General features: G+C 29.4%; 22 protein-coding genes. 8 read left to right on the top strand and 14 right to left on the bottom strand.

Translation table 11 applies throughout. The features are described from left to right. Positions 1 to 52: 52 nt before the first annotated feature. The gene (locus EGM88_RS06980) at positions 53 to 640 is read left to right on the top strand and encodes a hypothetical protein (RefSeq protein ID WP_123897264.1); all 588 of its coding nucleotides are present in this window, start codon (positions 53 to 55) and stop codon (positions 638 to 640) included. Here the strand turns inward: EGM88_RS06980 and mazG are convergent. The 4 genes from mazG to ruvX all read right to left on the bottom strand — a co-directional run bounded on the left by mazG (position 633) and on the right by ruvX (position 2,983). Further along, positions 633 to 1,412 (bottom strand): nucleoside triphosphate pyrophosphohydrolase, encoded by a 780-nt coding sequence (mazG, locus tag EGM88_RS06975; protein WP_123897263.1) that lies wholly within the window; start codon positions 1,410 to 1,412, stop codon positions 633 to 635. The genes EGM88_RS06980 and mazG overlap by 8 nt on opposite strands. Positions 1,413 to 1,555: 143 nt before the next feature. After that, the gene (locus tag EGM88_RS06970) at positions 1,556 to 1,972 is read right to left on the bottom strand and encodes a DUF5606 family protein (RefSeq protein ID WP_123897262.1); all 417 of its coding nucleotides are present in this window, start codon (positions 1,970 to 1,972) and stop codon (positions 1,556 to 1,558) included. A 7-nt stretch (positions 1,973 to 1,979) separates the two neighbouring features. After that, a complete protein-coding gene (gene def / locus EGM88_RS06965) occupies positions 1,980 to 2,558 on the bottom strand; it encodes a peptide deformylase (protein ID WP_123897261.1) in 579 nt (192 codons plus the stop codon). 8 nt (positions 2,559 to 2,566) lie between these two features. Continuing rightward, on the bottom strand, positions 2,567 to 2,983 hold the full coding sequence (gene ruvX / locus EGM88_RS06960) for a Holliday junction resolvase RuvX (RefSeq protein WP_123897260.1): 417 nt from the start codon (positions 2,981 to 2,983) through the stop codon (positions 2,567 to 2,569). Positions 2,984 to 3,208: 225 nt separating this feature from the next. Here ruvX and EGM88_RS06955 point away from each other — a divergent pair, with 225 nt between their 5' ends. After that, complete coding sequence (locus EGM88_RS06955) at positions 3,209 to 4,024, top strand: 2,3,4,5-tetrahydropyridine-2,6-dicarboxylate N-succinyltransferase (protein ID WP_123897259.1); 816 nt, start codon at positions 3,209 to 3,211, stop codon at positions 4,022 to 4,024. A gap of 43 nt (positions 4,025 to 4,067) precedes the next feature. Continuing rightward, positions 4,068 to 5,141, top strand: coding sequence for a glycosyltransferase family 9 protein (locus EGM88_RS06950; protein WP_123897258.1), 1,074 nt, complete (start codon positions 4,068 to 4,070; stop codon positions 5,139 to 5,141). Between the two features lie 45 nt (positions 5,142 to 5,186). Here the strand turns inward: EGM88_RS06950 and EGM88_RS06945 are convergent, their stop codons facing one another. Together EGM88_RS06945 and EGM88_RS06940 are read right to left on the bottom strand one after the other, a co-directional pair. After that, positions 5,187 to 5,942 (bottom strand): lipopolysaccharide kinase InaA family protein, encoded by a 756-nt coding sequence (locus EGM88_RS06945; RefSeq protein WP_123897257.1) that lies wholly within the window; start codon positions 5,940 to 5,942, stop codon positions 5,187 to 5,189. Positions 5,943 to 6,144: 202 nt separating this feature from the next. Further along, positions 6,145 to 6,960 carry a glycosyltransferase family 2 protein gene (locus EGM88_RS06940; RefSeq protein WP_123897256.1) on the bottom strand — a complete coding sequence of 272 codons (816 nt, stop codon included), beginning with the start codon at positions 6,958 to 6,960 and terminating at the stop codon, positions 6,145 to 6,147. Positions 6,961 to 7,157: 197 nt separating this feature from the next. Here EGM88_RS06940 and EGM88_RS06935 point away from each other — a divergent pair, with 197 nt between their 5' ends. Beyond that, positions 7,158 to 8,246: a glycosyltransferase family 4 protein gene (locus EGM88_RS06935; RefSeq protein WP_123897255.1), complete on the top strand. Its 1,089-nt coding sequence runs from the start codon at positions 7,158 to 7,160 to the stop codon at positions 8,244 to 8,246. A gap of 4 nt (positions 8,247 to 8,250) precedes the next feature. Here EGM88_RS06935 and EGM88_RS06930 read toward each other — a convergent pair whose 3' ends face one another. Then, positions 8,251 to 8,901 (bottom strand): DUF1919 domain-containing protein, encoded by a 651-nt coding sequence (locus EGM88_RS06930; RefSeq protein WP_123897254.1) that lies wholly within the window; start codon positions 8,899 to 8,901, stop codon positions 8,251 to 8,253. Between the two features lie 98 nt (positions 8,902 to 8,999). On the opposite strand from EGM88_RS06930, the gene EGM88_RS06925 reads away from it, so the two are divergent. From EGM88_RS06925 to EGM88_RS06915, 3 genes are all read left to right on the top strand, one after another. Further along, entirely contained in the window at positions 9,000 to 9,599 is a 600-nt protein-coding gene (locus EGM88_RS06925) for an L-threonylcarbamoyladenylate synthase (protein WP_238988399.1), read from the top strand. A 101-nt stretch (positions 9,600 to 9,700) separates the two neighbouring features. Continuing rightward, on the top strand, positions 9,701 to 11,125 hold the full coding sequence (locus tag EGM88_RS06920; RefSeq protein WP_123897253.1) for a CCA tRNA nucleotidyltransferase: 1,425 nt from the start codon (positions 9,701 to 9,703) through the stop codon (positions 11,123 to 11,125). A gap of 92 nt (positions 11,126 to 11,217) precedes the next feature. Then, positions 11,218 to 12,624: a pyridoxal phosphate-dependent decarboxylase family protein gene (locus tag EGM88_RS06915; protein ID WP_123897252.1), complete on the top strand. Its 1,407-nt coding sequence runs from the start codon at positions 11,218 to 11,220 to the stop codon at positions 12,622 to 12,624. Between the two features lie 210 nt (positions 12,625 to 12,834). Here the strand turns inward: EGM88_RS06915 and EGM88_RS06910 are convergent, their stop codons facing one another. The 5 genes from EGM88_RS06910 to EGM88_RS06890 all read right to left on the bottom strand — a co-directional run bounded on the left by EGM88_RS06910 (position 12,835) and on the right by EGM88_RS06890 (position 19,105). Further along, positions 12,835 to 13,395, bottom strand: coding sequence for a pentapeptide repeat-containing protein (locus EGM88_RS06910; RefSeq protein WP_123897251.1), 561 nt, complete (start codon positions 13,393 to 13,395; stop codon positions 12,835 to 12,837). Positions 13,396 to 13,482: 87 nt separating this feature from the next. Then, positions 13,483 to 15,003, bottom strand: coding sequence for a bifunctional GNAT family N-acetyltransferase/carbon-nitrogen hydrolase family protein (locus tag EGM88_RS06905; RefSeq protein ID WP_123897250.1), 1,521 nt, complete (start codon positions 15,001 to 15,003; stop codon positions 13,483 to 13,485). Positions 15,004 to 15,179: 176 nt separating this feature from the next. After that, entirely contained in the window at positions 15,180 to 16,319 is a 1,140-nt protein-coding gene (locus EGM88_RS06900; RefSeq protein ID WP_123897249.1) for an acyl-CoA dehydrogenase family protein, read from the bottom strand. A 174-nt stretch (positions 16,320 to 16,493) separates the two neighbouring features. Then, a complete protein-coding gene (locus tag EGM88_RS06895; protein ID WP_123897248.1) occupies positions 16,494 to 17,414 on the bottom strand; it encodes a ComEA family DNA-binding protein in 921 nt (306 codons plus the stop codon). A gap of 14 nt (positions 17,415 to 17,428) precedes the next feature. Continuing rightward, the gene (locus EGM88_RS06890) at positions 17,429 to 19,105 is read right to left on the bottom strand and encodes an alanine/glycine:cation symporter family protein (RefSeq protein ID WP_123897247.1); all 1,677 of its coding nucleotides are present in this window, start codon (positions 19,103 to 19,105) and stop codon (positions 17,429 to 17,431) included. Positions 19,106 to 19,350: 245 nt separating this feature from the next. Here EGM88_RS06890 and EGM88_RS06885 point away from each other — a divergent pair, with 245 nt between their 5' ends. Next, a complete protein-coding gene (locus EGM88_RS06885; RefSeq protein ID WP_123897246.1) occupies positions 19,351 to 19,713 on the top strand; it encodes a CoA-binding protein in 363 nt (120 codons plus the stop codon). Position 19,714: 1 nt separating this feature from the next. Here the strand turns inward: EGM88_RS06885 and EGM88_RS06880 are convergent, their stop codons facing one another. Next, a complete protein-coding gene (locus EGM88_RS06880) occupies positions 19,715 to 20,668 on the bottom strand; it encodes a ribonuclease Z (protein ID WP_203229442.1) in 954 nt (317 codons plus the stop codon). Further along, complete coding sequence (locus EGM88_RS06875) at positions 20,665 to 21,021, bottom strand: T9SS type A sorting domain-containing protein (protein WP_123897245.1); 357 nt, start codon at positions 21,019 to 21,021, stop codon at positions 20,665 to 20,667. Before EGM88_RS06875 ends, EGM88_RS06880 begins: the two co-directional genes overlap by 4 nt. Positions 21,022 to 21,024: the final 3 nt, after the last annotated feature.

Genomic DNA, 21,024 nt, shown 5'->3' with positions numbered 1-21,024 from the left:
TTAGTGGTTTTAAAATGAAACACATAACTCATGTTTAAATTTTTGATTATTTTTGAGTTTAGCCAATATGATTAAGAAAACTGAACATTGTCTTTTATGTGAGCATCAACAAAATAATTTTATGTCAGGTGTTTACTGTGGTATTACACAAAAAAAACCTGAATTTGATAAAACTTGCGATAGTATAAAATTTGATAAAGTTTTAGAAGAAAAAATTTTAGAAAATAATATTGAGTTAAAGTTAGTTGAACTGACAAAGGTTGATACTATAGGTCATTTTATTATTTTTCTCTCTATTGGTATTGCATGCTTGTTTTTGGGAATATTTTTGGTTGATACATATTGGTTAAAATTTATGGAAGATCCATACATTCATGGGCGTTATAGTTTGGCGGTTATGATTGTAATTTTAGCTATTGGAGTAGGAATAATTATATTCGCTACAGCACCAGTAAATTTATATCTTAGAAAATATAAGATAGCAAAATTGAAAAAGAAAAAATTAGATGATATACTTAAAGTATATAATTTAACATATAATATTAACTTATCATTCCAAAAGAAATGGCCAGATATGTTAGAGGTCACTAAAGACCTAAAGATATATACTATAGCTAAAAAAGGCAAGCATATTATTTAAAAAAGGTTTTGGACTTTTCCCAAATCACGTCCATTTCAGCTAAGGTCATATCAGAAAGTTCTTTCCCTTCTTTTTTGGCAGCATTTTCTAAAAATTGAAATCGTTTTATAAATTTTTTATTGGTTTTTTCTAAGGCATTTTCCGGGTTTACCTTGATAAAACGAGCGTAATTAATTAATGAAAAAAGCACATCGCCAAATTCACTTTCAATAGCATTGGTATTACCTTTTTTTATTTCAGTTTCTAGTTCTAAAATTTCTTCTTTTACTTTGTCAAAAACCTGATGTGGCTCTTCCCAGTCAAAACCAACACCAGCTACTTTATCTTGTATTCTATTGGCTTTTACTACGGCAGGTAAACTTTTAGGTACACCTTCTAAAACACTTTTATTACCTTCTTTAAGTTTAAGTTTTTCCCAGTTCTCTTTTACTTCTTTTTCATCTTTTACATCAATGTCTCCGTAAATATGAGGATGTCTATGAATCAGTTTATCTGAAATACTATTGGCCACATCGGCAATATCAAAGGCGTCGGTTTCAGATCCAATTTTTGCATAAAAAACAATATGAAGCAAAAGATCACCTAATTCTTTTTTTACTTCTTGTAAATCATTATCAAGAATGGCATCTCCTAATTCGTACGTTTCTTCTATGGTTAAATGCCGTAATGATTGTATCGTTTGTTTTTTATCCCAAGGGCATTTTTCACGGAGCTCATCCATAATGTCCAATAAACGATTAAATGCTGCTAATTGTTCTTTTCTAGACAAAATTATTTAATTTTTAAATTACTGATATTTTTGAATTCACAGCAACTTTATACGTTTAATTAAAAATACGCCAACTCAATTCTATTTGTATTAAATACGCGGTTATATTTACCAAATCAGAGCAACGGAAACCAGTTCACATAAAGCTATTCTTCTTCGCTAGAAGCTCCTTCTTTTATAGTAGAAAAATCAAACTCAGCTAAGGCAAGTACGTTATACCATTGAATTACTTTTTTAATATTAGAAGTGTAAACCCTTTCTTCATCATAATTAGGTAAAACTTCGCTAAAAAATGCTTTTAGTTTATCATTACTTTCTTTGTGGCTTAATGCTTCTTTATTGTTTAATTTTTCAGCAATAGTTTTAAATACCTCTCTTAATGGTACTTCATCATCGTATGTATAAATGGCTATATCATTTAACACACTTACATTTTGCATGGCATTAATAGGAATTCTTTTTTTATCGGTTAGTGATTGTACTAGCAATCCACCTTTGGTTTGAGATACAATTTGATACAATCCTGGTTTACCAGTAATGGCAACAATTTTTTCTAAAGTCATATAAAATTTATTTTTTTGGGAATCTCATTCTGTAATCAACATCGATATTTCCCTTACTTATGTTATTTAATTTCTTTTTTAGTAATCTTTTCTTTAATGAAGAGAGTTTGTCTGTAAATAAAATGCCTTCAATATGATCGTACTCATGCTGAACTACTCGAGCCGCTAATCCATCAAGATTTTCAGTATGTTTTTTGAAGTTTTCATCAAAATATTCAATTGTTAATCTTTCATTTCTAAAAACATCCTCGTTAATATTAGGAATACTTAAACAGCCTTCAGCAAATGCCCATTCGTTACCTTCTTCACTTATAATTTTTGCATTTATAAATACTTTTTTAAAGTTTTTTAAGAAATTTTGTTCTTCTATAGACAACTCATCATCTTCACTAAAAGGAGAAGTGTCAACAATAAATAATCGAATTGCTTTTCCAATTTGAGGAGCTGCTAACCCAACACCACGAGCATTTTTCATAGTGTCTTTCATATTTTGTATAAGCTCACTTAAATTAGGATAATCTTTATCTATTTCTTCACCTATTTTTCTCAAAACAGGATCTCCATATGCAACTATTGGTAATACCATTTGTAAATTTAATTTTTGAGGTTGTAAAGATACGATTGTAAAATAATTGTTGCACTAATTTCGTCAATTAATGCTTTATTTTGTCGTTGTTTTTTTTTGAGACCGCTGTCAATCATCGTTTGAAACGCCATTTTAGAAGTAAAACGTTCGTCAATTCTCTTAATAGGAATGGAAGGATACAACTTTACCAATCTATTTATAAAAGGAATAATGAGAGCTTCACTTTCAGAAACCTGATTGTTCATTTGTTTGGGTTCTCCAATTAAAAAAAGTTCTACTTTTTCTTTCTTTAAATAATCTGCTAAAAAGTCAAAAAAGTTATGAGTAGCAACGGTTGTAAGACCAGAAGCAATTAGTTGTAGTTCGTCAGTAACGGCAATTCCTGTTCTTTTTTTACCAAAATCTATTGCTAATATACGAGCCATGTTCCAGGTTAAATTTTATACAAAAATAGCGTTTATGTTATAAACGATTAAAATGATGTCGATTTTAAATGAACGGCTTATATTTGCCTTAATAAATGTGTATTTAGTTACATTGTATTTTGTTAAAAGAATATTGAAGTTAATGTATTGATTTATATCACTTTACACGGAAGTGTTGGTAATAAAGTAATTATATAGAAAAAATTAAATATTTAAGAAGAAGAAATGACTGAATTAAAAAAAAATATTGAAGCTGCTTGGGATAATCGAGATCTGCTAAAAGAAGAGTCTACACAAAAAACAATAAGAGAAGTAGTTACACTATTGGATGAAGGAAAATTACGTGTAGCAGAACCAACTTCAACAGGGTGGCAAGTTAACGAATGGGTTAAAAAGGCGGTAGTTTTGTATTTCCCAATTCAAAATATGGAAGTTTTAGAAGCTGGTATTTTCGAGTATCATGATAAAATTCCTTTAAAAAGAGGGTATAAAGAAAAAGAAATTAGAGTTGTGCCAAATGCTGTTGCACGTCATGGAGCTTATATTTCTAAAGGAACAATATTAATGCCTAGTTATGTAAATATTGGAGCTTATGTAGATGAAGGAACTATGGTAGATACATGGGCTACAGTTGGTAGTTGTGCTCAAATTGGTAAAAATGTACATTTAAGTGGAGGGGTAGGTATTGGTGGTGTATTAGAACCATTACAAGCAGCTCCAGTTATTATAGAAGATGATTGTTTTATTGGGTCTAGATGTATTGTAGTAGAAGGAGTTCGTGTAGAGAAGGAAGCTGTTTTAGGGGCAAATGTAGTACTAACAATGAGTACTAAAATTATTGATGTTACAGGTGATAAACCTATAATTTCTAAAGGTATTGTTCCTGCCGGGTCTGTGGTAATTCCAGGAAGTTATACTAAATCTTTTAAAGCAGGTGATTATAATGTGCCTTGTGCTTTAATAATAGGAAAAAGAAAAGAAAGTACTAATAAAAAAACTTCTTTAAATGATGCTTTACGCGAATATGATGTAGCTGTATAAAAAGTTTGATGAGCATTTAGTAAGAAGTGTTTGTAAACTTTTTATGAAGAAAATACTAATTATTCAACAAAAAATGATTGGCGATGTACTAACCAGTACAATGTTATGTGCCTATGTTAAAAAGTATTTACCAGAGACGGAGATTCATTATTTAATAAATGAAAATACTGAAGGAGTTGTGGTAAATAATCCTAATATTGATAGGGTAGTATTTTTTAAGAAAGAATATAGGGATAGTAAATGGGCATTCTATCTTTTTTTAAAAAGTATTTCTAAAAATAAGTATGATGTTGTAATTGATGTATATGGAAAGATAGAGAGTGCATTAATTAGTTTGTTTTCAGGAGCTAATGTTAAAATTTCTCATTTTAAATGGTATTCGAGTTTTATTTATACTCATACTCTTAAACCTTTAAGAATTAAACATTCTTCTATGGGGCTTGCCATTGAACATCGGTTACAACTCTTAAAGCCTATTGTACCAGAATTTAATCCAGCTGAATTTCCTCCGAAAATATTTTTAACCGAAAGTGAAATTTTAGAAGCAAAATTAAGGTTGGAAAGTAAGGGTGTTTCTTTTTCAAAACCTCTTGTTATGATTAGTATTCTTGGTAGTAGTGAGATAAAATCATATCCTTTACAATATATGGCTGAGGTAATGGATGCAATTTCTAAAAAAGGAGAGGTTATTATTTTATTTAATTATATGCCCTCGCAGTTAAAATTGGCAGAAGAGTTATACGCGTTGTGTTCGCCTGAATTAAAAGCTAAAATTAGGTTCGATATTTTTGAACCTTCCCTACGGTCCTTTTTAGGAATACTATATCATTGTGATGCTCTAGTGGGTAATGAGGGAGGTGCAGTGAATATGGCAAAAGCACTTAATGTACCAACATTTAGTATCTTTTCTCCTTGGATAAAAAAAATTAGTTGGGAAACTTTTAATGCTAATAAAGCAAATATGGCGGTACATTTAAATGATTATTATCAGAATGAATCGATGTCAAAAAAACAATTAAAAAAAGCATCTCAAACCCTTTACTTAAAATTTAAACCGTCACTTTTTACTGAAAAACTTGACTCTTTTTTAAAAACAAATGTTTTTGTAAACAATTAAAGATATTATTTTACTTAGCGTGATTGAATGGTTTTAGATTTGCTTTTAACGACTTTTTTTTAGCCAGCGTTTAAATCGTTTTTTACGATAAAATTTATATTGAAATTTTATCGTGTAAAACCACATTTTTTCATAAACTAAATCAAAAGGTTTGTTGTATAATTTAGCATATTCTTTACTCATTATTTCAATCATTTCTTTTTTTGGAGTTAAGCGTGAAAAATTTTTCATTCGCTCTTCAAAAGATAACTCTTTAAATTTCATTCTGTTTAAATCTACCAAATAAAAATGATAGGTGTTTTGATCTTTAACAATGAGAGTGTTTCCGGGTGAATGATCTAAAAATAATACACCTTTTTGATGTAGTTCAAAAGTAAATCTAGTAAAGGCTTTTAAAATATTTTCATAATTTGGGTAATCAGGTTGGTGTATCAATTCCCTATAGGTTAAATCGTAATCTAAAAATTCACAGATATAGAAACTTTTTTGCAATCCAAACCAAGAAAAGTTTTCAAGATAAGCAATGGGTGTTGGAGTATTAATTTTTAATTCAGAAAGTTTATTAGCATATTCAAAAGATCTTTTGGCTTTCGATTTTCTAAAATATTTATAAACAATCTGATTTATTAAAATTGGAATTTTAAAGGATTTAACAACAATTTTTAACGTAGGAAGGTCAATTTTTTTTACACTATTTCTATTTCCAGTACCAAAACCAACATCAAAAGAATTGAAATTTGAAATAATTTCATCTAAGTCAGTTTGTAATGATTTGAATTGTTGGTTTATATGAAAATTCATTTGGCAAAAATAGTAACTATAGCTGTTAAACCTGTTTTAAAAAGAATAAAATTTTAATTTGTATATTGTTGTTAAATTATAGAGAATTTTAATTGAAAAACGTCACCTTTTAGAGTTGGTATTGAGTTGTTACTTTAACTATTTTAATAGTTTTTTTATGCATCACAAATTAAGAAATACCTTTTATACATGTTAAAAATTGTTATAATTTTTCAATTCCAAAAGGAGTTTTTATCACTTTGCTATTTCTTGTATTTTCTCTTATTTTTAAGTTTTTATTAATAGATTCTTTTGTTTTATATCCTCTAGGGTGGTCTAAATGAATTACTACAGCACTATATCTAATCTGTTTAGATTTTAAACCTAAATTTACAAGACGTTCGCCTAATTCTCTGTCTTGTCCTCCATATTGCATGCGTTCGTCAAATCCATTAACTGTTAATATATCTTTTTTCCAACCAGATGCATTGTGCCCATTCCATGTTGCTTTTGTTGGAGTTATCGAATTAAGTAATTTTGCTTTAGAACCTTTTGAATTCAACTTATTGTTTTTAAAGGAAGATTTTAGTCCTTTAGATTTTAACCATTTTAAATCAAAGCATTCACCTTTTTCTATAGATTCTTTTGTTATAATTTTTGAGATGCTCATGGGTAACATAAAGTAACCTCCAGAAAGAAAATAACCATCTTCTTTGTGGTGATGGTGAGTTTCTACAAAATCTTTTCTTGGAATACAATCTCCATCTGACATGATTATATAATCGCAACTACAATTGACAATAGCTTTATTTAAAATTTGTGATTTTTGAAATCCATTATCTTCATGCCATACGTGTTTTATAGGGTATTTAGCAATTTTTTTAAAATTTTCAATTAATTCTTTAGTAGATGCTCTAGAACCATCATCAGCAATAACAACTTCAAAATTATTTAGGGTTTGATAATTATAACCATACAACACTAATTCTAAATACGCTTCTGAATTATAGGTACTTATTATAATAGATATGTCTTTCATTTTGTAAACTTAATAATATGAGGCTAATTTACATATCTTTGTTAGATATTATAAAATATTACTTGCTAAAAAGTGATCAGGTTAAAATTAGTTATTCTTAAACTGTTGTGTTGCCCAGTAAAGTTGTTTTAAAATACATACTATAATTTAGAGTTTTGTAGAATAAAATACCTCAGTCACTATTAACTATTACTATTTTGAAAGAAGTTTTCTTAGAATCACACAATGTAAAAAATTTATACTTTGGCTTTGGGCAATTCAATTATCATTTGATAAAAGGGTTGTATGCAGCTAAAGCTAAAGATTTAAAAATAATACTTCATGCCAAAGATACGGGAGCTTTAAAAACTGAATTTGGTGATTATTTTAAGTATAAAAAATACTTTTCATTTAGGCGATATAACCAATTTGCAATTAGAAAAAAATATGATTTATGGCATTCTCTTAATCAAAATATTGTTATAGAACCTTATTATGATATTCCTTATATATTAACTGTACATGATGTTAATTTTGTGCATGAAGTGTCAAGTGATATGAATCATATTCGTAATATAAGGTTTAAAGAAAAATTAGCAAGATCTAATGCTATAGTTTACATTTCTAATTTCGCAAAAGAAGCTACACATAACTATTTTGATGTTCCGAATGTACCTGAATATGTTATTTATAATGGTAATACAATAGGTAAAGTTGATATTCCAGAAAATTATAAACCTAATAATGTTGTTTTAAAAAATCCATTTTTATTTACCATTGGAGAAATAAATGAACGTAAAAACTTTCATACTTTAGTTGAAATGTTGCAATTTTTACCAAAAATAAATTTAATAATATCGGGCAAAAATTCAACGGAATATGCAGAAACAATTCAAAAATTAATTGCCAAATATAAATTAGAAAACCGAGTGTATGTAACGGGTAAAATATCTGAAAAAGATAAATATTATTATTTACAGAACTGTTTGGCTTTTGTATTTCCATCTTTACGTGAAGGCTTTGGTATTCCTCCTATAGAGGCTATGAGTTTTGGAAAACCTGTGTTTTTGGCTCATAAAACATCGTTACCTGAAATTGGTGGTGATTATGCATTTTATTGGGAACATTTTGATCCAAAATACATGGCAGATGTCTTTACAAAAGGAATGGATATTTTTGAAAATAATAGAGAAGATTACGAACTCAACTATAAAAAACGAGCATCTAATTTTAGTTGGAATACAGCAGCATCTGAATATTTAGAAGTTTATAGACAAGTTTTAAACAACACAACAACAGTTAAATAGATTTTTAGCCAACCAACCAACTATTTAAATCGAAATACAAAAAAGTTAACTTAAACATTTTTTTTCCGTTTGGTACATGATTCCTATTTTTTTGAGATTCATTTACCTTAATATGATTTTTACCTAATAATTCTGGAATATCATTTAAGGCAAATGAAACTTTGTTTTTATGTGGTAATTCATGAAAATCTAATAAATGTTTTTTGGTAACTCTTTCTCGATCACAAATTTTAAAATAATAATTATCAAAATTTTTCTCTTCTAGCATTCTTGATGTTCTACGCGTCCATTTTGTTCTAGCTTCATCAATACTATCGTAATGAGTAAAATGAATTTCAATATCACCAAGTAAAGCTAATGGATATGTTATTGGTCTATCTGGGTATTTAGACGATTCTACAAATTTTAGTTCTTTACGGATGTAATAATGAAAGTTAGAAAGTAATTTTAAATAACAAGGTCCATATAAAAACAATCCTATAAAAGGAGAATTATAGGGTCTTTTGTACCATTTATAAACCTCTCCTCCCCAACAATTATTAGAGATAATAACAAAATTTTTATCTCCTAAACGGTCTATATCTTTTTTAGAATAAAAACTTTCAAATATCTTTCGTGTTTTGCGTTTTGCGAAAACCTTTATTTTTTTAACCATATACTACAAGAAAAATAAGGATTGTAAAAGCATTTCAAATCGGTAAAATATTTCAAATTGATGCTTCTAATTTTACCAATAATACAAAAATTTATACAATGTGTAAAACTAATACTAACTTTGCATTTAAAATTATGATGGAAGCAGAACTACAAAAAACACTACACGTTTTAAAACAAGGCGGATTAATAGTTTATCCAACAGACACTGTTTGGGGTATAGGCTGTGATGCTACAAATAAAACTGCTGTTGCTAAAATTTTTAAAATCAAAGAACGTGAAGAGAGTAAAAGTTTAGTTATTCTTGTAGATGGAATAGAAATGCTTAAAAATTATATAGCACAATTTCCAAATCAGGTTGATAAAATACTTAGTAGCTCAAATAGGCCAACTACCATTGTGTATAGCAATCCTAAAGGGTTGGCAAAAAACGCAATAGCTCATGACAATACAATTGCTATTAGAATTGTAAATCATAATTTTTGTAAAACATTAATTGCTAAATTCGGAAAACCAATTGTTTCTACTTCTGCAAATATTAGCAATTTTTCTACCCCTAAATCTTTTAAAGAAATTGACAAATCAATTTTGGAGGCTGTTGATTATGTGGTAAATTTGGATCGAGATAAAATAATGGATAAACCATCAAGAATTATCAAAATTTTAGAAGAGGGAACTTTGCAAATTATTCGAGATTGATAATTATAAATTAGTGTCATTAAAAAAGTGATTTTTCTAAAAGTACTTTAGTTTAAAAAGTTTCGACCAGAACGAAATAATAGTAAACAAATTAATACAATATAACATTGAATAACTACAAACAAGCTATAACATCAGATATATTTCAAATTATTTCAAACGCATCAGCACAATTAGGGTTAAAAAGTTATGTTATTGGAGGCTTTGTACGTGATTTCTTATTAAACAGAGATAGTGGTGCAAAAGATATTGATATTGTAACTGTTGGTAGTGGAATAGAATTGGCTAAAAAAGTAGCTCAATTAGTACCTAACACACCAAAAGTTCAAATATTTAAAACGTATGGTACTGCCATGCTTCGATTTGAAGATGTTGAGGTAGAATTTGTAGGGGCTAGAAAAGAAAGTTATGTTAAGGAGAGTAGAAATCCGGAAGTAGCAGAAGGTACATTACAAGACGACCAAAATAGACGTGATTTTACAATAAATGCAATGGCATTTAGTCTAAATAAAGAAAATTATGGAGATTTATTAGATCCATTTAATGGTTTAGAAGATTTAAAAAACGGAATTATTAGAACGCCGTTAAATCCAGATATTACGTATTCTGATGATCCTTTACGAATGATGCGAGCTATTCGATTTGCAACACAATTAAATTTTACAATTGAAAAAGAATCGTTAAGTGCTATTACTAAAAATGCTGCACGAATTGATATTATTACCAAAGAGCGTATTGTTGAAGAATTGCATAAAATTTTAATGTCAAAGAAACCATCTATTGGATTTAAACTTTTAGAAGACACTAACTTATTACAACGGTTTTTACCAGAATTAACAGCGTTAAAAGGTGTAGCAGAAGAGAAGGGGCAACGCCATAAAGACAATTTTTACCATACATTACAAGTGGTTGATAATATTTCAGAACATACAGATAATTTGTGGTTACGATGGACCGCTCTTTTACATGATATAGGGAAAGCACCAACCAAACGTTTTGATAAAAAAATAGGATGGACATTTCATGGGCATGAGTTTGTAGGCTCTAAGATGGTATATAAATTGTTTAAACGCCTAAAAATGCCATTGAATGAAAAAATGAAATACGTTCAGAAATTGGTATTGTTAAGTTCTAGACCTGTAATATTAGCAGAAGATGTAACAGATTCTGCAGTAAGACGATTAATTTTTGATGCAGGAGAAGATATTGACGATTTAATGACGCATTGCGAAGCAGATATTACAACACAAAATCCGAAAAAGAAGAAAAAATACCTCAATAATTTTAAAAAAGTACGTGAAAAAATAGCGGATGTAGAAGAACGTGACCAAGTACGTAATTTTCAACCTCCTATTACAGGCGAATTAATTATGGATACTTTTAATTTAAAGCCATGTAGGGAAATAGGTACTTTAAAAGAAGCTATTAAAGAAGCTATTTTAGAAGGTGATATAAAGAATGATTATGATGAAGCTTATGCATTTATGTTAAAAAAAGCTGAAGAAATGGGGTTAAAGAAAGGGTAATTATAGAGTCTTGTATTTTTAATCGTTTTTATATATCTTTAGTAATGTATAAACTATTGCGTTTATATAATTGTTGGGCAACAAGCTAAAAAATGAATAAAACTCTACAAACTGATTTATTAGAAATTGAATCTCTTCTTGAGCTTGTAAAAAAGCAAGGAATAGAATATTTAAACAAAATAGATGAGCGAAAAACTTCAGCAAATGTTCACAAAGCTGAATTAATAAATCTAGATTCAAAAGGTCTTGGTGCTCGTAATACTTTACAATTATTCAACGAAACGTTCGAACCTACAATAGTATCATCTTCTGGACCTAGATTCTGGGGTTATGTTATTGGTGGTTCTACACCAGCATCTATAATGGGAGATTGGTTAGCAACAATCTACGATCAGAATCCACAAGCAATAAATGGAGAAGGAGACATTTCTGCAAATATTGAATTAGAAACTATTCAATTAATTTTAGACCTATTTAATTTACCTAAATCTTTTGTTGGTGGTTTTGTAACAGGTGCTACTATGTCTAATTTTACGTGTTTAGCAGTAGCGAGACAGTGGTTTGGAAAAAATTATGGTAAAGATTTTGCAAAAGAAGGTATTACTGAAAAAATAAATGTCCTAACAGCGACACCACATTCTTCTGCTTTAAAATCACTTGCTTTATTAGGTATTGGCAGTAATAATATTATAAAAGTAAACACAATAGAAGGAAATAGAGAAGCCATTTCGATTGATGATTTAGAATCGAAAATAAAAACATTAAACGGTCAACCATTTATTCTTATATCAAGTGCAGGAACAGTAAATACGGTTGATTTTGATAATTTTAATGCCATAAAGAAACTAAAGAAAAAGTATAATTTTTGGTGGCACACAGATGCTGCTTTTGGTGGTTTTGCAGCTTGTTCAGATACTTATAATCATTTTGTAAAAGACTGGGGACATTCTGATAGTATAACTATTGATTGTCACAAATGGTTAAATGTACCCTATGAAAGTGCTGTGTTTTTAATAAAAGAAGAACATAGTTCATTACAAGTTGAAAGTTTTCAAAACTCTAATGCACCCTATCTTGGAAACCCAATGGAAAACTTTAATTATCTTAATTTTCTTCCTGAAAATTCAAGGCGTTTAAAGGCATTACCTGCTTGGTTTTCCTTAAGAGCCTATGGAAAAGAAGGGTATAAGAATATTGTAGAAAACGCAATTGATTTAGCAAAATATTTTGGAAGTAAAATAAAGGAGTCTGAAAACTTTAAGTTACTAGCACCAGTAAGGTTGAACAACATTGTTTTTAATATAAGTAACAATCGGAACAAAGAAAATATCGACAGTTTTTTAACCCAATTAAACAAAACGGGAAAAGTATTTATGACACCAACACTTTACAATGACCAAAAAGGAATTAGAGTATCATTTGTGAATTGGAGAACTACTAAAAATGATATCGAATTAGTCTTTAAAGAAATGAACCGAATAATAAACATAATTGAATAATGCCAACGTACAACAACGTTTCCTATAAAAAGCACTAGTCACTCACTTCAAGGTTGCTATTTTATTTTTAATTAGTTTGTATTGATAAATTGTTGACACATTTAATAATGACTATTAAACTTAGCATACAAAAAGGGGTGAATGATGTAGAGATTTGAGAAGCAAAAAAATTATTGATTATTAAGCTCAATAAGTATATTATAATTAATTTTATTCTATCTCAATTCTGTATTTTGTAAGTAATCCAACTATACCATCCTTAGCAAATTTAGCTCCTTTTATCTTGTTTTTTTCAGGATCAATAGTGTAATTATAAGCTGTTGTAAAATTGGCTTTTTCAAGGTTGGTATTTTCAAAGCTAGCATTTTCTAAATTGCAATTGTTAAATTGAACATTGACTATCTCAGCTAAAGAAAAATCTACTTCTTTTAAACTACAGTTGGTAAACTTTTGATTTTTTAATTTGCGTTGGTAAAAAGAAGCAAAATCTAATTGACAATTTTTAAATGTTGCTATCAATGTAAATTGGTTAGCAGTGTTAAATGGTAGGCCTAATAATTTGCAATTGGTAAATTGTACTCCATTAAAAATGGTTTCATAAATTTTAGCAGAACTTAAATCACAATCTATAAATTCACAATCAATAAAAGAAATAGAGGAGAGGTCTGTATTTGAAAATAAGCAATCAATAAAAGTACAATCTTCATATTCGTCTTTTAATAAAGGTTTATTGGTGTAATTTATTTTTTTAAAAGTTTGACTTTCTATCATAAATGTATATTATTTGTTATCAAATTAGAGTTTTGAATTTGACATTTTTTTTACAAATTGCAAACAAAGAAACTATAAACTAATTCTTTATTTTTTTCTCAATTCAAAAAGATCTTTCCGTCTATCTTTTAAGTTTTTTACACTACCAAATTGATGTAGTTCTCTTAACAAATCAATATCAACATCGGCTATTAAAATCATCTCAGAGTTTTGTGTAGCCTCTGCTTTTATACCATTTGTTGGAAAGGCAAAATCACAAGGTGTAAATACCATAGATTGAGCAAATTGAATGTCCATATTATGTACTTTTGGCAAATTACCAACACTACCAGCAATGGCTACATAGCACTCATTTTCAATAGCTCTGGCTTGTGCACAATTACGTACTCTCGAATAACCATTTTGAGTATCTGTTAAAAAAGGAACAAATAGAATATCCATACCTTCATCTGCTAATAACCTACTTAATTCGGGAAATTCAACATCATAACAAATTAAAATTCCTATTTTACCACAATCGGTGTCAAAGGTTTTTAATTGATTGCCACCAACCATTCCCCAAACTTTAGCTTCGTCAGGAGTTACATGTAGTTTTTCATAACGTTCAACAGTTCCATCTCTACGACATAAATAACCAACATTATATAACTTTTCATCTCTTACTTCTGGTAGGCTACCTGAAATAATATTAATATTATAAGAAATAGCCAAAGAAGAGAATTTCTGAATAATGGCATCTGTATACTTTGCCAACTCTCTAATAGCTTCTGGGGTTGGTAAGTGGTTGTTGTCAGCCATTAATGGGGCGTTAAAAAACTCTGGAAATAATGCAAAGTCTGAGCGATATCCTGATACAGCATCAATAAAAAATTCGGCTTGATGTAACAATTCATCTAAATTTTTATATGGACGCATTTGCCATTGAATAAGTCCTAACCTTACAATTTTTTTTACGATACTGGCCTTTTTTTGTTGTTTTTCAAAATAAATGTTGTCCCATTCCAACAGAACGGCATAAGCATCAGAATCTTTATCGTCTTCTAAATAGTTTTTTAAAATTTTAGTAGGATGAAAATCATTTGAAATTTGAAAATTCAAAACAGGATCTTGAATTTCTTTTTGTTTTACTTTAGTAAGATATTCTTTTGGTGTTAATTTATCTTTGTATTTATGATAATTAGGAATACGACCACCAAAAGCAATGCCTCTTAAATTCAAACGTTCGCAGAGTTCTTTTCTATAATCATAAAGCCTTCTACCCAAACGCATTCCTCTAAATTCAGGCTTAATAAATACTTCAATACCATATAAAACATCACCTTTATTGGTGTGTGTACTAAAGGTATAATTTCCTGTTAGTTCTTTATAGGTGTTTTTTTCATCAAATTGACCATAATCAATAATTATAGATAAGGCACAACCTGCAATCTGATTATTTATTTTTATTACTACTTGTCCTTCTGGAAAAAGTCTGATTAAGGTGTTGATTTGCGATTCTTTCCAATAACTATTAGGCATAGTAGTGTAAGAAGCAATCATTACTTCTTTAAGTTCTTGATAATCATCTAAACTTAAGTAGGTTAGCTCAATGTTTTCTATGTCTTGCATAGGAGATATTAAAGTTAGATTATTGTTTTTTTAATTGGATATTATATATTTCTACTAACTAAATATACCATTACAAAAAAATGTAGGGTATATTTTTACGCTCCTAAAGCAAATCAAATTATTAAGCAATGAGAGTTACACTGATTAATATTTTGAACGTAAAGAATCTTCTTAATCTATTTTAAAATATTTCTGGCGATAACTAATTTTTGTATTTCAGTTGTTCCTTCTCCAATAGTACACAATTTAGAATCTCTATAAAATTTTTCTACAGGAAATTCTTTAGTATAACCATAACCACCGTGAATTTGAACGGCCTCGTTTGCTGCTTTTACACAAACTTCAGAGGCATACATTTTTGCCATTGCACCTATTTTTGTAACACTTTTACCTGCATTTTTTAAATAAGCGGCTTTATGTAATAGTAATTCTGAGGCTTCAATTTCTGTAGCCATATCTGCTAATTTAAATGAAATACCTTGAAAAGAACTAATTGGTTTTCCAAATTGTACACGTTCTTTTGAATATTTTAGAGCAGCTTCATATGAACCTTTGGCAATACCTAAACTTAATGCACCTATAGAAATTCTACCGCCATCAAGTACTTTTAAGGCTTGTATAAATCCATTACCTTCTTCGCCTAATAAGTTATCTTTATGTACGCGACAATTGTCAAAAATAAGTTCAGCAGTTTCAGAAGCACGCATTCCTAATTTGTCTTCTTTTTTACCAGAAGTAAATCCTTTAGTTCCTTTTTCAATAACAAAAGCAGACATTCCGCGAGAATCTCCTTTATCTCCTGTTCGAGCAATTACCACAGCAACATCTCCACTAGCCCCATGTGTTATAAAGTTTTTGGCTCCATTTAAAACATAATAATCACCATCTTTTTTCGCAGTAGTATTCATTCCTCCAGCATCAGAACCTGTATTGTGTTCAGTAAGTCCCCAAGCACCAATCCATTCAGCAGAAGCTAATTTTGGTAACCATTTTTTCTTTTGAGCTTCATTACCAAAGTAGTTGATATGTCCACTACAAAGTGAATTGTGAGCCGCAATTGATAATCCTATAGAAGGATCTACTTTAGAAATTTCTTCAATAATAGCAATGTATTCGTGATATCCTAAGCCAGAACCTCCATACTCTTGTGGAATAAAAATCCCCATAAATCCCATTTCTCCAGCTTTTTTAAATAAGGATACTGGAAATGTTTGAGCTTCATCCCATTCCATGATGTATGGACGAATATATTTTTCAGCAAATTCTTTAGCCGCACTGGCTATATGTAATTGTTCTTCAGAATATTCAAAATTCATAGTATATGTATAAATGTATAATCGTGGATTATTTAATTATTCAATTGAGAGTTATAGCTGAAATATTCTATACTAATTGCAAAAAATGTAGTATCTAAACTGAAAATTCTAGTACTAATCTCAATTTATAAAAAAGACTTTTTGACTTTCATTTTAAGACAGTCAATAGAAGACTTATTTAGCCTCCAAATATAATGCTATTCTGTCAAAATTGTCTAAGGGGAAGTCGGGTATTTTTTTAAGTTCTTCTAAAGATTGTATTTCTGCAACCTGATCTCGGTATTCAAATATACTTTTGGTTAACTTATAATCAATATAAACAATAGATAATACTTCTTTAAATGTTGCTGTATTAACATTTAATTTTTTTATCTCTGGCTTAGAAAGTATTTTAAATTGTTTTAAAATTTTATCAGCAACTTCTTTATCTAAATAGTAAACTTCATATAATTGTTGTTCTATTAAAAAACCACCTAGTTTAGTTCTGTAGCTAATAATTCGTTGTGATAATTTTTCTCCTATACCATTTATGGATTGTAATTGTTTAGCCGTTACAGTATTTAAATCCTTAATTTTAATAGGGGTTTGGGTAGTTTTTATTGAAGTAATGTCTTCTTTTTTAGCAACGGTTTTATTTTTCTTGTTTTGCGGAATGTTTTTAGGAGTTTTAATCCAATCAGGAAATTTAAAATAGGGTGAAATTTCTGCTAATAAACTATCTGATATTTTTGTTACATCTTGAAACTCTTTGGCAGAGTTAATATACTTACCATCTGCTCTATGTTTTAGAATTCGATCAATTTCATCAACAGACATGCCGAGTTGATATCCTTTAAAATCAGTTATAAAGCTAGGGTTAAAGGGGTATATTTTTTTTGTACCATTGTTCTCTTTTTCAGCAGTTTTAATTTGTTTTAAAGAATCTATTTGTTTGTCAAACTTATTAAGTTCAATGTTATTTAATGAGGAGTTGTTTTCAAACAAGGGGATTATAAAAATAGATGTGAGTTGCAGAATAATGATGAGTAGAGCCAAAAAGAAAATCCCATTCCGTTGGCTTTTGTTAAACCAGAAATGGGACTTAAAATTATTCATTTATTATTTATTTTTTACATATGTTTTGTGATGTCTTCATGTCCGTCTTCTAGAGCTTCTTTTTTTATGTTAATAGCATCAATAAAACGTTTCATTTCTTCTCTTACTCTAGGGAATAAGAAAAACAATCCAATCATATTAGGAAAAACCAATGCTAGAATCATTGCATCAGAGAATTTAATAACGGCATCTAAAGTTGCAGCAGCTCCAATAACTATAAATACTAAGAATAATACTTTGTAAACGATATCAGCTGTTTTACCTCTTCCAAAAAGGTATTTCCAAGATTGTAACCCATAATATGACCAAGAAATCATTGTTGAAAAAGCAAATAATACTATAGCAATAGTTAATACATATGAAAATCCAGGGATAACAGAATCAAAAGCCATAGTAGTTAAGTCAACTCCGCCAACAGAAGTACCATCAGATTTTAACATAACACTACTTCCAGAATCTCCTGCAGCACCATATTCAAAAACACTTTGCATACTAGTACCATCCATATTAAAAAAGATAATTACCAAAGCAGTCATTGTACAGATAACTACCGTATCTATAAAAGGCTCTAAAAGAGCAACAACACCTTCAGACGCAGGATATTTTGTTTTAACGGCAGAGTGGGCTATAGCGGCTGATCCTGCACCAGCTTCATTAGAAAAAGCTGCACGCTGAAACCCAACTATTATTACCCCAACAATACCTCCAAGTCCGGCATAAGGATCAAATGCACCACTGATAATTATACTAAAAGCATCGCCGATATATGAAAAGTGAGCAAAAATTATAATAAGAGCAGCAAGAACATAAATACCAGCCATAAAAGGCACTATTTTTTCAGTAATTTTTGCAATTCGTTTAATTCCACCAATAATAACAATACCAACAAGAAAAGCTAGAATAACACCAATTATAAAACCTGATGCACCACCTTGAAATCCTATTAGAGACGATATTTGAACAGTTGCCTGATTAGATTGAAAAGCATTACCCCCCCCGAAAGACGCTCCTACACACAAAATTGCAAATAGACCTGCCAATACTTTACCAATAGCTCCAAAACCTTGTGCTTTTAGGCCTTTAGATAAATAATACATCGGTCCTCCATAAATAGTACCATCTTTACCAACATCTCTATATTTTACACCTAAAGTACATTCTACAAACTTGGTTGACATACCAATAAGTCCACAAACTATCATCCAAAATGTTGCTCCTGGCCCACCTAATGCTATGGCAACAGCAACACCTGCTATGTTTCCAAGACCAACAGTACCAGAAACGGCTGTTGCTAATGCTTGAAAGTGAGAAACTTCGCCATGAGCACTTTCATCTCTTATAGTATCTTTAATATCGTCAACATCTAAGGCTTCATCGTTATCATATAACTTATCAACCCCATGTTTTTCGATATCAACATACCTACCACGAACAGTATTGATGGCTGTTTTAAATCTAGTAATTGCAGGAAACTTAAAAGAAATTGTAAAAAATGTTGCTCCCAGAATTAATAATAATAATACTATTGGAACATTGTATTGGCCGATGGGTATTGAAGTTAAAATTAAGTTTTCCCACCATACTGCTTTTGGCATAAACCAATCATTAATACGTTCATCTAGTCCTTTTTCTTGAGCAAAAATTGCAATAGGAACAAAAAATAATAGCAAGGTTAGTAGCTTTTTATTCATCTTTTTTTATCTGTTTTTTAAGATTATATATATTATAAAAACTAATATAATTGGAACTTTCCAAATTAGTCAATTATGATATTTTATGAGTATCGGTGTTGATTTTGAATATTTATGCTGCAATATCCTAAAAAAAATGGAGTTAATGAAAAAATTGTACTTAAATATTAAATTAACATCATTACTAAGATATTAAAAGTTAAAAAATGCTTACCTTTTAGCATTAAATAACATCTGAATAAACTATGAATAAGAAAACTTTAGTAATAGGAGCTTCAACCAAGCCCAGCAGATATTCGTTCGTTGCAATAAAGCGATTATTAGAAAAATCAATTGAAGTAAAAGCTCTTGGTATACAACCAGGGTCAGTGGGACCAGTACCAATTGAAACAGGTAAACCAGATTTTGATAATATTGATACAGTAACCCTTTATTTAAATGCGAAAAACCAAACTGATTATTACGATTATGTTATTTCTTTAAATCCTAAACGTGTTATTTTTAATCCAGGTGCTGAAAATCAAGAGTTTTTAGAAAAGTTAGAAAAAAATAATATTAAAGCTGAAGAGGCTTGTACTTTAGTAATGTTATCTATAGATGGCTATTAATTTATTGATTAATAGTTAATTCTGTTGCAAAAGTTTTATTGTCAACCGTTATTATTTTGCCTTCTTTAGCAAGTACAACATTGTCAAAAACGGTTTCTGCTTCTTGTTTAAAAAGATCTAAATTGGTATATCTACTTGAAAAATGACCTAGTATTAATTGTTTAGAATTGGCTTTTTTGGCAATTTTACCTGCTTCTTCGGCGGTGGAGTGTTTTGTAGTAGCCGCTATTTCTTGTCGGTCTTTTAAAAAAGTAGACTCATGGTAAAGTAAGTCAACATTTTTTATAATAGTTGCAATTTCCGGTTTGTAAACAGTATCACTGCAAAAGGCATAACTTAATGGTTTATTTGGATCAAAAGTAAGCTCTTTATTCTCAATAATTGTACCGTTTTTTGTTACAAAATCTTTGCCATTTTTTAAGTTTTGATAATCACAAATTTCTATTTCTGGATTTTCCTTTATCGCATTGATATTTAATTTGCGTTCTCCTATTTTTTCTTTGAATAAAAATCCATTTGTATAAACACGATGTGTTAATGGTACAGTATAAACTTCTACTTTGTTATCGTCAAAAATAAGTTCGCTTTGGTCATTTTTAAGTTCGTGATAAATAATATCAAATTGTGGCCAAGAATTGCTAGTTTTTAATTGGAGTTGTATAATTTCTTTTAATCCAGTAGGTGCATAAATATGTAAATCGTTTTTACGATTTAACAGTCCAAAAGTAGAAATTAAACCTATTAACCCAAAAAAATGATCACCATGTAAATGTGAAATAAAAATATGGTTGATGTTAGAAAATTTAATTTTATATTTTCTAAGTTGTACTTGAGTGCCTTCACCACAATCTATCAAAAATCTCTTGTTATTTATTTCTAAATACTGAGATGTTGGATGTGCTGAGGTTCTAGGCGTGGCTGAATGACAACCCAATATAGTTAAGCTAATGCTCATTTAATAACAATACGTTTAGATTTTATTTCGGTATTGGTTTTAATTGAATAGATGTAAATTCCTGAATCTAGTTTATCTCTATAAAACGGTATAGAATTGGCACCAACTTTCGTTGTATATTTTTGAAAATGAACCACATTACCAATTAAATCCTTTACTGAAAATTCAATATCAAATACAGCATGAGCTTTAAATTTGACTTTAGTAGTAACACTAAAGGGATTGGGTGAGGCTACAATTTCACTAACCACAGCTACCGTATCTTGGGTAATGCTATTTTTTTCTAGCTGTTGAGCTAGAACAGATGAAGAAAGTGAAACCAATAAGATAAATAAAAGTAGTTTTTTTACCATACG

The sequence above is a fragment of the Aureibaculum marinum genome (assembly GCF_003813905.1).
GTDB lineage: Bacteria > Bacteroidota > Bacteroidia > Flavobacteriales > Flavobacteriaceae > Aureibaculum > Aureibaculum marinum.
The sequence above is the reverse complement of the archived record's forward strand: the minus strand, read 5'-3'. Positions and strand labels throughout refer to the sequence as shown.

Excerpts from the sequence above, each read along its gene's own strand:
- EGM88_RS06970 (WP_123897262.1), bottom strand. The coding sequence starts at position 1,972 with ATGACTTTAGAAAAAATTGTTGCCATTACTGGTAAACCAGGATTGTAT.
- def (WP_123897261.1), bottom strand. The coding sequence starts at position 2,558 with ATGGTATTACCAATAGTTGCATATGGAGATCCTGTTTTGAGAAAAATA.
- ruvX (WP_123897260.1), bottom strand. The coding sequence starts at position 2,983 with ATGGCTCGTATATTAGCAATAGATTTTGGTAAAAAAAGAACAGGAATT.
- EGM88_RS06955 (WP_123897259.1), top strand. The coding sequence starts at position 3,209 with ATGACTGAATTAAAAAAAAATATTGAAGCTGCTTGGGATAATCGAGAT.
- EGM88_RS06950 (WP_123897258.1), top strand. The coding sequence starts at position 4,068 with ATGAAGAAAATACTAATTATTCAACAAAAAATGATTGGCGATGTACTA.
- EGM88_RS06945 (WP_123897257.1), bottom strand. The coding sequence starts at position 5,942 with ATGAATTTTCATATAAACCAACAATTCAAATCATTACAAACTGACTTA.
- EGM88_RS06940 (WP_123897256.1), bottom strand. The coding sequence starts at position 6,960 with ATGAAAGACATATCTATTATAATAAGTACCTATAATTCAGAAGCGTAT.
- EGM88_RS06930 (WP_123897254.1), bottom strand. The coding sequence starts at position 8,901 with ATGGTTAAAAAAATAAAGGTTTTCGCAAAACGCAAAACACGAAAGATA.
- EGM88_RS06925 (WP_238988399.1), top strand. The coding sequence starts at position 9,000 with ATGTGTAAAACTAATACTAACTTTGCATTTAAAATTATGATGGAAGCA.
- EGM88_RS06915 (WP_123897252.1), top strand. The coding sequence starts at position 11,218 with ATGAATAAAACTCTACAAACTGATTTATTAGAAATTGAATCTCTTCTT.
- EGM88_RS06910 (WP_123897251.1), bottom strand. The coding sequence starts at position 13,395 with ATGATAGAAAGTCAAACTTTTAAAAAAATAAATTACACCAATAAACCT.
- EGM88_RS06905 (WP_123897250.1), bottom strand. The coding sequence starts at position 15,003 with ATGCAAGACATAGAAAACATTGAGCTAACCTACTTAAGTTTAGATGAT.
- EGM88_RS06900 (WP_123897249.1), bottom strand. The coding sequence starts at position 16,319 with ATGAATTTTGAATATTCTGAAGAACAATTACATATAGCCAGTGCGGCT.
- EGM88_RS06895 (WP_123897248.1), bottom strand. The coding sequence starts at position 17,414 with ATGAATAATTTTAAGTCCCATTTCTGGTTTAACAAAAGCCAACGGAAT.
- EGM88_RS06890 (WP_123897247.1), bottom strand. The coding sequence starts at position 19,105 with ATGAATAAAAAGCTACTAACCTTGCTATTATTTTTTGTTCCTATTGCA.
- EGM88_RS06885 (WP_123897246.1), top strand. The coding sequence starts at position 19,351 with ATGAATAAGAAAACTTTAGTAATAGGAGCTTCAACCAAGCCCAGCAGA.
- EGM88_RS06880 (WP_203229442.1), bottom strand. The coding sequence starts at position 20,668 with ATGAGCATTAGCTTAACTATATTGGGTTGTCATTCAGCCACGCCTAGA.
- EGM88_RS06875 (WP_123897245.1), bottom strand. The coding sequence starts at position 21,021 with ATGGTAAAAAAACTACTTTTATTTATCTTATTGGTTTCACTTTCTTCA.